Annotated in this window: 8 protein-coding genes; 3 read left to right on the top strand and 5 right to left on the bottom strand. The window is 37.2% G+C overall.

What is annotated here, in order from left to right; all coding sequences use genetic code 11:
- Positions 1–166 precede the first annotated feature (166 nt).
- Both HF969_RS07935 and HF969_RS07930 read right to left on the bottom strand, forming a co-directional pair.
- Entirely contained in the window at positions 167–1,666 is a 1,500-nt protein-coding gene (locus HF969_RS07935) for a C69 family dipeptidase (protein WP_090290163.1), read from the bottom strand.
- A 177-nt stretch (positions 1,667–1,843) separates the two neighbouring features.
- A complete protein-coding gene (locus HF969_RS07930; protein ID WP_090290162.1) occupies positions 1,844–3,055 on the bottom strand; it encodes a dicarboxylate/amino acid:cation symporter in 1,212 nt (403 codons plus the stop codon).
- A gap of 331 nt (positions 3,056–3,386) precedes the next feature.
- Between HF969_RS07930 and HF969_RS07925 the strand changes: the two genes are divergently transcribed.
- From HF969_RS07925 to HF969_RS07915, 3 genes are read left to right on the top strand one after another with little or no spacing between them, the layout of a single operon-like run.
- Positions 3,387–4,811, top strand: a complete 1,425-nt coding sequence (locus HF969_RS07925) for a Y-family DNA polymerase (protein ID WP_090290161.1) — start codon at positions 3,387–3,389, stop codon at positions 4,809–4,811.
- Positions 4,808–5,179, top strand: a complete 372-nt coding sequence (locus tag HF969_RS07920) for a hypothetical protein (RefSeq protein WP_090290160.1) — start codon at positions 4,808–4,810, stop codon at positions 5,177–5,179. The genes HF969_RS07925 and HF969_RS07920 overlap by 4 nt, the downstream gene beginning before the upstream one ends.
- Positions 5,179–5,466: a DUF5960 family protein gene (locus tag HF969_RS07915; protein WP_090290159.1), complete on the top strand. Its 288-nt coding sequence runs from the start codon at positions 5,179–5,181 to the stop codon at positions 5,464–5,466. Before HF969_RS07920 ends, HF969_RS07915 begins: the two co-directional genes overlap by 1 nt.
- 330 nt (positions 5,467–5,796) lie before the next feature.
- On the opposite strand, the gene HF969_RS07910 is transcribed toward HF969_RS07915, so the two are convergent.
- The 3 genes from HF969_RS07910 to HF969_RS07900 all read right to left on the bottom strand — a co-directional run bounded on the left by HF969_RS07910 (position 5,797) and on the right by HF969_RS07900 (position 9,095).
- Positions 5,797–6,696: a YitT family protein gene (locus tag HF969_RS07910; protein WP_245694846.1), complete on the bottom strand. Its 900-nt coding sequence runs from the start codon at positions 6,694–6,696 to the stop codon at positions 5,797–5,799.
- Between the two features lie 268 nt (positions 6,697–6,964).
- Entirely contained in the window at positions 6,965–7,615 is a 651-nt protein-coding gene (locus tag HF969_RS07905) for a P-II family nitrogen regulator (RefSeq protein WP_090290158.1), read from the bottom strand.
- A 10-nt stretch (positions 7,616–7,625) separates the two neighbouring features.
- Positions 7,626–9,095, bottom strand: a complete 1,470-nt coding sequence (locus tag HF969_RS07900) for a DUF1538 domain-containing protein (protein WP_090290157.1) — start codon at positions 9,093–9,095, stop codon at positions 7,626–7,628.
- Positions 9,096–9,298 lie beyond the last annotated feature (203 nt).

Below are 9,298 nucleotides of genomic sequence, written 5' to 3'. Positions count from 1 at the left end.
CTTCGAACGTTTTACTTTCTGCATTAGTGGACATCATAGAAATCACCCGTTTTCTTTTTATTATATATCAAAAAGCCCTCAAAATCACCATTGGTTGGTGATTTAAAGGACTTTGTCTACAGTCTGAACTCTTAGAAATAATATTTCTAAGAGCTTTTATTTCTTTCTAGTTATCAGAACGTGCGTAAGCATTCTTCATACCATTTGAGGCAGTATATAATACTTTTTTGAGCATGTCTTGAGTTTCTTTTTGGATGATATTCACTATTTGTTGATTGGCTTCTTCGCATAAACTATTCTTTTGACTTTCATCTGCTAGACTTAATTTCTCATCAAATTCTTTAATAATAGCTAAGGCTTGATGGTCTACTTTTGCTTGATAGGATTCAACGTCAGCTTGAGTTTGAGGATAGTGGGCGTCTGCTAAGGCTGCAATCATTCTCGAAGACCAATAAAGACTGTCGGTGGTTGGCTGATCATTTGTTTGACTGAGATAAGATGGAAATTGACTAACTTGAGTATACAACGGAAGCATGGCATTGAAAACATTTGATCCAAAAGCCATCCATTGTAAACTGCGGTTTTTTTCTGCTATATAAGGACGAATTTGTGTTAAGCCCAAAAAGTTATTGCGGTTGATTCCAATGGTACGGTATGCCCCACGCATTTTACTTTCTCCTTTAAGTGCATAGGGATCGTATGGGGTTCCTTGATAATGATTAGAGAGTATTTCTTTTATTTCATGAACAGTAATTTTATGTTCAGGTACAAAGGACCAAGGAATATCAAAAGATTCAGGCGTGTAATCCGCTTCTGGACCTTCCCACTTGTAAGTATTGGGGTTGAAAAAGCGTCCCATCACCCAAGCTCTTGGTGTATTATAAACTTTATCTGCTTCGGTTCTCGAACCAAAGGCTAAGCGTGGTTGGAAAGATTGCTCGATTGATAAATCCAAGTGATTTTCTTCAATAAACACGCGCAAATCTGAAGAACACATGTGGTCTTTTTGAGGACCGAAGGCATCCTCTAAGTCAAAAGTATCAATACCAAATTGGTTGGGCATAACTACGTATGAATCATCGGGTACCCGCTTAGCGATCCAATGATGACCTCCAATTGTTTCTAACCACCAAATTTCATTTACATCCTGAAAAGCTATTCCGTTCATTTCAGAAGTTCCATAAGTCTCCAACAAACTTGCTAAGCGTTGAACACCTTCACGGGCTGAATGAATATAGGGTAAAACTAAAGAGACCATATCTTCTTCTGAAATACCGCCAAGCATTTCTTCCTGATAATCCTTTGAACCCTTCTCACCTTTACTTTCTTGATATATTACTAACGGATCAGCAGCCAAAACGCGAGCATTCGAAGTAATCGTTTCAGTGGCTGTCATCGCTACGTTAGCACTATTAACACCACACGCTCCCCAAACACCTTTGCTATTTACAGCATCTGGGGTTAAGGTATAAGACATTGGATTTTTGGGTAAATCAATATCTAAATGGGCTAAAACAGAATGGTAGACCTCAGGGTGCCCTTCACTTGCTACAGCTACCAATTTTTTGGCATTGTATTGACCCGAACAAGAGTCTTCATTTCGTGCCACCAATGTTGATCCGTCATAAGAAGCTTTCTTACCTACTAAAATTGTTGTACATGCCATTATAATCACTCACTTTCTTAACCCTATCTTATGCTTCTTGCAGGTAAAAAGAAAGTAAAATCAGTCAATTTTTAAATATATTCTTTTATTCTTTTATTCGGAACAAAAAACCCCCTTAGGGAGTTAGGTCGCTGGCTAACCCTTAAGGAAGTTTTTTTATTTTAATTTATTATTCTATTACGATTTAATTTTATCTGCATAGATCTTATCAATGACTACAGCAATTGCGTTGTCTCCAGAAACGTTAGCGGCAGTTCCGAAGGAGTCTTGCGTTAAGTAAAGTGAAATCATTAATTGTTGCATAGCATCACTGACAATCCCCACCATTGGTAAGAATGGTACAGCCGACATAATTGCTCCACCTGGCGCGCCTGGAGCAGCTACCATAGCAATACCTAACATACAGATAAAGCCAAAGATTAAGCCAAAGCTATGTGGTAAATCATACATTAATAATAATGCGGTTGTACAAGATGTAATGGTGATCATTGAACCCGCTAAATGGATGGTTGCACATAAAGGCACCACAAAATTTCGGATTTGTTCTGATACGCCATTATTTTCAGCACAGTCTAAGTTAACTGGGATCGTTGCAGCCGAGGATTGAGTTCCAACAGCCGTCATGTAACCAGGAATCTGATTCTTAATTAATTTTAAAGGATTCTTGCCGGCATAAGTTCCAGAAACAAAGAACAGTAAGCTAATATAGAGCAAGTGCATAATGATAACAATAATAAAGACTTTCCAGAAAATTGATAAAACAGCGAAAACGGAACCTGAGTAAGACATATTAGCAAAATTACCTAGGATGTATACAGGTAGTAAAGGAATAATCACTGTTTCTAAGACTTTAACAACTACTTCTTCAAACTCACAAGTCAATTGATAGAGTACTTGACCAGAATTTTTCTTAGCCCGCAGCCAAGAAATGACCAAGCCCATCATAAAGGCAAGAACTACCGCAGTCGTCACTTCTAAGATAGGAGTAATAGGTACGGTAAAGAAAGGTGCAGCACCTTCGCCTGCTTCAGTAATTTTATTGACTAAATCACTGGTAATAAAACTAGGAAAAATTGCTGTTGCTACAAAGTAAGCAAAAGTACCTCCTACTAGAGTTGAACCATAAGAAATTAAAGCAGTAATTCCTAATAATTTCCCTGCTCCCTCAGTAAGGTCAGCAATTCCTTTAGTTACTAAACCAATAATCATTAAAGGAATAAAGAAACCTAAAAAGGCTGAAAATAAGCTAGATAAAGTTACTAAAATTCTAATAAACCACTCAGGAATAAACGGCAAACGTCCAATCAGAATACCAATCGCAATAGCTATCAGTAAACGACCTACTAGACCTGTCTTGATCTTAATTCTGTCATTTTTATTCTCTGACATTAATTTTTCCCTCCATTTGGAAAATTGTTAGTAAACTCGAGTTATTACTACGCTTATATTATACATTAAAAAAAAATATATGAAAGCGTTTTTTAAAAATATATCATTTTTTTTGTGTTTTTCCTTTGTTCCCTTATTAGTAGCCATTACATTCAAGATAATTAACGCCCTTTCTTTTCAAAAAAAACTAATAAAATAATAAGTTTTTAAAATTTTTTATTTTATTACATTTTCATTATCTTTGTATGGTTTTATTCAGAAGCACTATTTGAACTGGCATTGACACGAACATCAGTTCGTATTAAACTATGGAATACAGGAGGGATTTATAATGACTATTATTGATTATAGCCGGGAACCTCATTCGGATATTGCTTTTATCGATATGAAATCTTTCTATGCGAGTGTAGAATGTATCGAACGTGGCTTACACCCCTTAAGAACAAGTCTTTGTGTAATGAGTCAAACAGAGACTTCTCAAGGACTGATTCTTGCCTCCTCTCCTCTCTTTAAACAGGTTTTTGGCAGGAAAAATGTGGGACGAACTTATGATTTACCCTTCTATGTTCATAATCGACGCTTTAATTATCAGAATGCGCGACGTGATGGGTTGCGAACCGATCCCGCTTATGTCCACTATATTGAATCTTGGGCCAAGCACACTTTATTTGTACCACCAAGAATGGGACTCTACATTGAAAAAAATATTGAAATTCTGAAACTCTTAACCCAGTATGCTTCAGAAGAGGATATTTTACCCTATTCAATCGACGAAGGTTTTATTGATTTGACTCATGTTTTAAATTATTTCATTCCTAATCCTGATTTTTCCCGTCGTGATAAATTAGATTTAATTGCCAGTCGCATTCAACTGGATATCTGGCGCAAAACAGGAGTTGCCTCAACAATTGGATTGTCCAATGCCAACCCCTTATTAGCTAAGCTTGCTTTAGATAACGAAGCTAAAAAGAACCCAACCATGCGAGCCAACTGGTCCTATGAAGATGTAGCTACAAAGGTTTGGGCAATTCCCAATTTAACGGATTTCTGGGGAATTGGTAAACGAACCGCAAAACGTCTCAAACGTCTGGGCATCTATTCGATTTATGATTTGGCGCATGCGGATCCTGAGCGATTGAAGAAGGAATTTGGTGTAATTGGATTACAATTATTCTTTCACGCCAATGGAGTGGATGAAAGTAAAGTAAGTGAGCCTTACCGTCCTAAATCTAAAGGCATCGGTAATTCACAAATTTTACCGCGCGACTACTATCAACAAGCAGATATTGAATTAGTTTTAAGTGAAATGGCCGAACAGGTAGCTATTCGCTTAAGACGTGCTGGCAAAAAAGCTCGTGTTGTTTCCATATATATTGGCTACTCCAAAGAAGTTGATAAATCTCCTATTCGTGCCCAAGCACATATTGATCCTAGCCAACAAACAAAGGTTTTGACGGCCACTGTGATTCAATTGTTCCGGTCTAAATATGACTCAGGCCCTGTTCGTAATATTGGCATTCGTTATGCCGGACTCGTTGAAGAATCGATTCACTACTATTCACTCTTTGAAGAGCCTGAGCGGGCAATAAAGGAAGAAACATTAGACAAAACAGTAGACAAGATTCGCTCGCGCTTTGGTTATGTTTCAATCTTAAAAGCCAATGCTTTATTAGAAGGATCACGTTCAATTGCTCGAAGCAAGTTGATTGGTGGTCACGCCGCAGGTGGAGCTGGTGGATTGGATGGTTTAGAATGAGTGTCGATCGATCTTACCTATCTTCCAAAGCAGCCAGATGCTATCAAGACCGCAAGATGGCCAAATGGATGGGGTTTTTCCTATCTGAACATACCTCCGCACTCTCACATAGCTCTGCAGCTTTCGACCAAACCAGACTGTCTCCTAAAGAAAAATTTCTTTTACTCAGTCAAGCATACGTGCAAAAGCTTTCTATTAATCTTGTCTATCAAATTAAAAATCAAACCAAATCCATTCACTCATTTACCGGCCTTCTTAAAGAATTATCTTTCGAACAATGCGCAGTTGAAAATCCACTTTCTAAAGACTATCGAATTCTAACTTTTGATCAAATTCTAGACATCACTCTGGCTGAGGAGGTAGAATAATGGAAATCAATGCCTACCACCATAATGAAACACAGTTTGATTACTTCAGCGAAAATTACCAACGCTTTCAAGATGACTTTTACCGCTATTCCAATCTCAAAATTCCCCTGGCTTTCTTAGAAGATGAACTTTTGAGGATGATGTCGGCATCCACTATTAATTACTTTCGTATCCCGAAACGGCATAGTCTTGATCATCGTGATCACACTTTTGTTTTCAACGTTCGAACAGATGCTCGAAATAGATTAATTAGAATTTATCACTACCAATATCATTATTTTGATTAAAACTTGCCCTTGATCTCAGTAATCCAAGCTGGGATCTTTTATTGCCTCAGTCATTTTCCTTCAAAATAAACGCTCACTCAAAGAGTAAGTCTAATTGCAATTATGCTTGATTCACAAATTGATTTTATGAATTTTCGCTAGAGACCAACAGAGAAGGCATTCCGAGTATCGATGTTGAAATTACTTTTATTGAGGATATTATAATAGGCCCTCATTTAGGATAGCGCTGTAAATAACGCTGAATATAGCACAGCTCGTCTTCTCTAATATGATAAAAAGCTCGATTGTAGTCATACAAATGACTTCATCGAGCAAAATAAATTTTTGATTTTAATGGTATTTATTTTTATGTGGACTTTCATAGGAGAAGAAGGTGAAACCTTCACCAATCACTTGTTGAACATCTGAAATGGTCACAAATGCTTTAGGATCTATCTGCGTAACCACCCGTTGTAATTGAACAACTTGATTACGGTTAACAATAGCCAATAAAACTTCTCTTTCTTGCTTTGAATAGTAGCCATAGGCTCTAAAAACGGTAATGCCTCGAACCATCTCTTTAATGACACGGTCCGCAATTTCTTCTTTCTTGGAAGAAAAAATCATGACTGATTTCTTACGATTCATACCATCAGTTACAAAATTGACGGTCTGACTAGCAATGAACATCATCATGATCGTCACAATCGTCATATCTACGCCAATAATAAAACTTGAAGCTAAGATGACTAGCATATCACACATTAGTAAGCCCACTGAGAAACTAATTCCTAGGTACTGCTGCATAATCATAGCAACAATATCCGTTCCGGCAGTAGTCCCGTTGCCTCTAAGAACTAAACCAATACCAGCTCCCAATAGTACCCCACCTGCCACAGCAGGGATAATAATATTGGTTGCAACATAAGGATCGGGTTGGATAAGGTTCAAACAAAAACTTAAACAGGTAGAAGCATAAATTGTATAGAGCAAGGTTCGCTTACTCAGGAATTTCCAACCTATAACTAATAGAATCGCATTAACAATAAAGTTCGTTGTCCCTGTTGGTATCTTCATAAGGTAATAAGCCAACATAGAAACACCGGTCACTCCACCATTACCAAAATGATTTGGGATTAAGAAATAGTTTACTCCAAAAGCATAAACAACACAGCCAAGAGTCATTATCAAAACAGAATATACAATCCCTCTCGGAGTTAAATCAAAATAGTCCATTACTTTTTTTACCACTTCTACCACTCCTTTACTATCAAAAATATTATACCCCGTTTTTGACAAGAATGTAATCACTTTCAAGTAGGTTTTTAAATTCTTAGTAAATTATAATCAAGCATTAATTAAGTTTATTGTTTCAATAGTTATTGACAGCGCTGAGTTACCATTCCTACTAATTAATGAATCTTTATTTTTAGCAATTAATTTAGAAATAAATTAAAGAGACGAGTTTTAGCTAATAAGCTAATCACTCGTCTTTATCTACTTTTATAATTTTACATAATTAGTTTATTTGTTGGAAAAGCCCGCTTACTTCATTGACATCCACTGTAAATAAGATGCCCTTACCTGGCTGATCAATATCCATAGCATGAGACACTTTCTCAATAATTTCAGGCACTTTTTGCGATTCAACGATCATTAATACCAATTCTTTTTCAGGCTCGATTTGAACGTTAAAGATTTTAGGTGCTTTCTTTGAGCCCAGTCCTCTCCCGTGAATGATCGTAGCCCCGCCAGCGCCTTCTGCTCGAGCAGTTTCGACCACTTCATCACCAGAATCACGATCGACAATTGTTGCTAGTAATTGATACTTACTCACACCTTGACCTCCTTGATTAAATTCATGTTTTAACTGTTTGCTACCATAAACGCTTGTCGTGTTAACTGAAAATAAAATACCTTTCCCCTTCTTTGCAAGTTCACATTTATCAGTTAAGACTTGGTGAATCTTTGCTTCATTGGCATAATCGACTAGCATCAAAAGAACTTCACGCTTTGAATCATTTAAGCCTAATAAATCTAAAAAAGGATTAGCAATGGTTCCTTCTGCTTGAAAGATCGTTCCACCTGTTGCTCCTGCCAGACGTGCTTGTTCGAGAAAATAAGAGGCCGTTCCTTTTTTCACGATCGCAAAAAATAATACTGTCTGCATAATTATCCTCCTAATCGCTTGCTACTTGTTTTAGCTTATATTTATAAATAATACCTAGTAAAAGAATCATGATAATGGGTGCCATAGCAACGGTCGCTATCACACCAAAACCATCGGTTACCACATTGGCTGTTGGTATCCTTTCAGCTGCTCCTTGCGCAAATGAAAGGATAAACGTTGCGGTCATTGGTCCAGAGGCGACTCCCCCCGCATCAAAAGCAATCCCAGAAAATAAATCATCAACAAAAAATGATAAGCAGAGAGCTAAGGAGAAACCTGGTAATAAATAATGCCAAATTTGAATACTGGGAATTAAAATACGAATCAAAGAACCACTAACTGCTAACCCCACTCCTATCGATAAGAATCCAAGCAATAGTTTATTCTTGATAAAGCCACCCGTAACCCTCTCTACCTGGTCGCCCAATACATGCACAGCAGGCTCTGCTAAAACAATCACCAATCCCATTAAAAGACCAATATAAGGTAGCCAGGCTTGATAATCGCGCGCTAACATGTTCCCTAAAAAACGCCCCATATCCATAAACCCTTGATTGACACCAATTAAAAAGAGAACTAGACCGACTAAGGTATAAGTAACCCCTTTAATAATCCGTTTGAGTTCCCGTTTCTTAAGCTTAAATTGCCTCCAATTCATCATACCAAAGAGTATGGCTAAAGGAGTTAAGGCCATCAAAGATTCGAAGAAAGTATGCCCAATAGCTTTGAGAAAAGGAACAATCATTCCTTGTGTATAGTGGTAATTTTCGACATGTGCTTGGAAATTAACACCTGTCATTAGGGATAGTAAGATAACTGCAAGAATTGGACCGACACTCATTGCACCTACTAAACCAAAAGAATCTTCCTCGGCCATATGCCCTCCTTTACGAGCAGAAACAGCAGCCGATACAGCTAAAATAAACGGCGTTGTTAATGCGCCAGTAGTTGCACCAGAAGCATCAAAAGCAATAGCAATAAAGTCATTTGAAACAAAGAAGGCTAAACAAGCAATTGAACCATAAGCAATTAAAAAGAAATACTTAATCGAAAAAGAAGATAAAATCCTCACGATGCCAAAAGCAATCAGGAAGCCGACCCCTAGCGATACGATTGCTACAATAACTGTTGAAGAAATCATTCCTCCCATAGCATCCGATACTTGTTGACCTAAAATTAATAAATCAGGTTCGGCAACTGTGACTGAAAAACCGATCACAAAGGCCAGTCCGGTTATCGCCCATATATTGGGAGCATCTGCAACACTCTTTCCCATTAAGTCACCAATAGGCCCCATCCCCACATCAACCCCAAATAAAAAGATGGTCAATCCTAGGATTAATAAAAAAGCTCCAATTAGAAAGCGAATCATCATTTCAGCAGATACCGCAACCATCGTTAATGAGATGACGATTACAATTAAAATTATGGGAAGTACAGATATTAATACTTCTTTCAATTTATCAACTAATAAATCCACCCTATTCCTCCTTAAATAGATCATTTCTTCTTAATCATACCATAGCTAGGCGAAAGCGTAGTTTAAATTTATTTAAAAAGCTATTTGATTTAAAAAAAGTGAATGGCATCGCACAAAAAAATTAAAAAAGACAATTGACAAAAAGTGTATTACTCGTATAATACACTTAAGTAATCTGTATTATGATTGTAGTACAAATACGA

The sequence above is a fragment of the Facklamia miroungae genome, assembly GCF_012396555.1.
GTDB lineage: Bacteria > Bacillota > Bacilli > Lactobacillales > Aerococcaceae > Facklamia > Facklamia miroungae.
The sequence above is the reverse complement of the archived record's forward strand: the minus strand, read 5'-3'. Positions and strand labels throughout refer to the sequence as shown.

Coding starts and splice junctions, on each gene's coding strand:
- HF969_RS07935 (WP_090290163.1), bottom strand. CDS start 1,666: ATGGCATGTACAACAATTTTAGTAGGTAAGAAAGCTTCTTATGACGGA.
- HF969_RS07930 (WP_090290162.1), bottom strand. CDS start 3,055: ATGTCAGAGAATAAAAATGACAGAATTAAGATCAAGACAGGTCTAGTA.
- HF969_RS07925 (WP_090290161.1), top strand. CDS start 3,387: ATGACTATTATTGATTATAGCCGGGAACCTCATTCGGATATTGCTTTT.
- HF969_RS07920 (WP_090290160.1), top strand. CDS start 4,808: ATGAGTGTCGATCGATCTTACCTATCTTCCAAAGCAGCCAGATGCTAT.
- HF969_RS07915 (WP_090290159.1), top strand. CDS start 5,179: ATGGAAATCAATGCCTACCACCATAATGAAACACAGTTTGATTACTTC.
- HF969_RS07905 (WP_090290158.1), bottom strand. CDS start 7,615: ATGCAGACAGTATTATTTTTTGCGATCGTGAAAAAAGGAACGGCCTCT.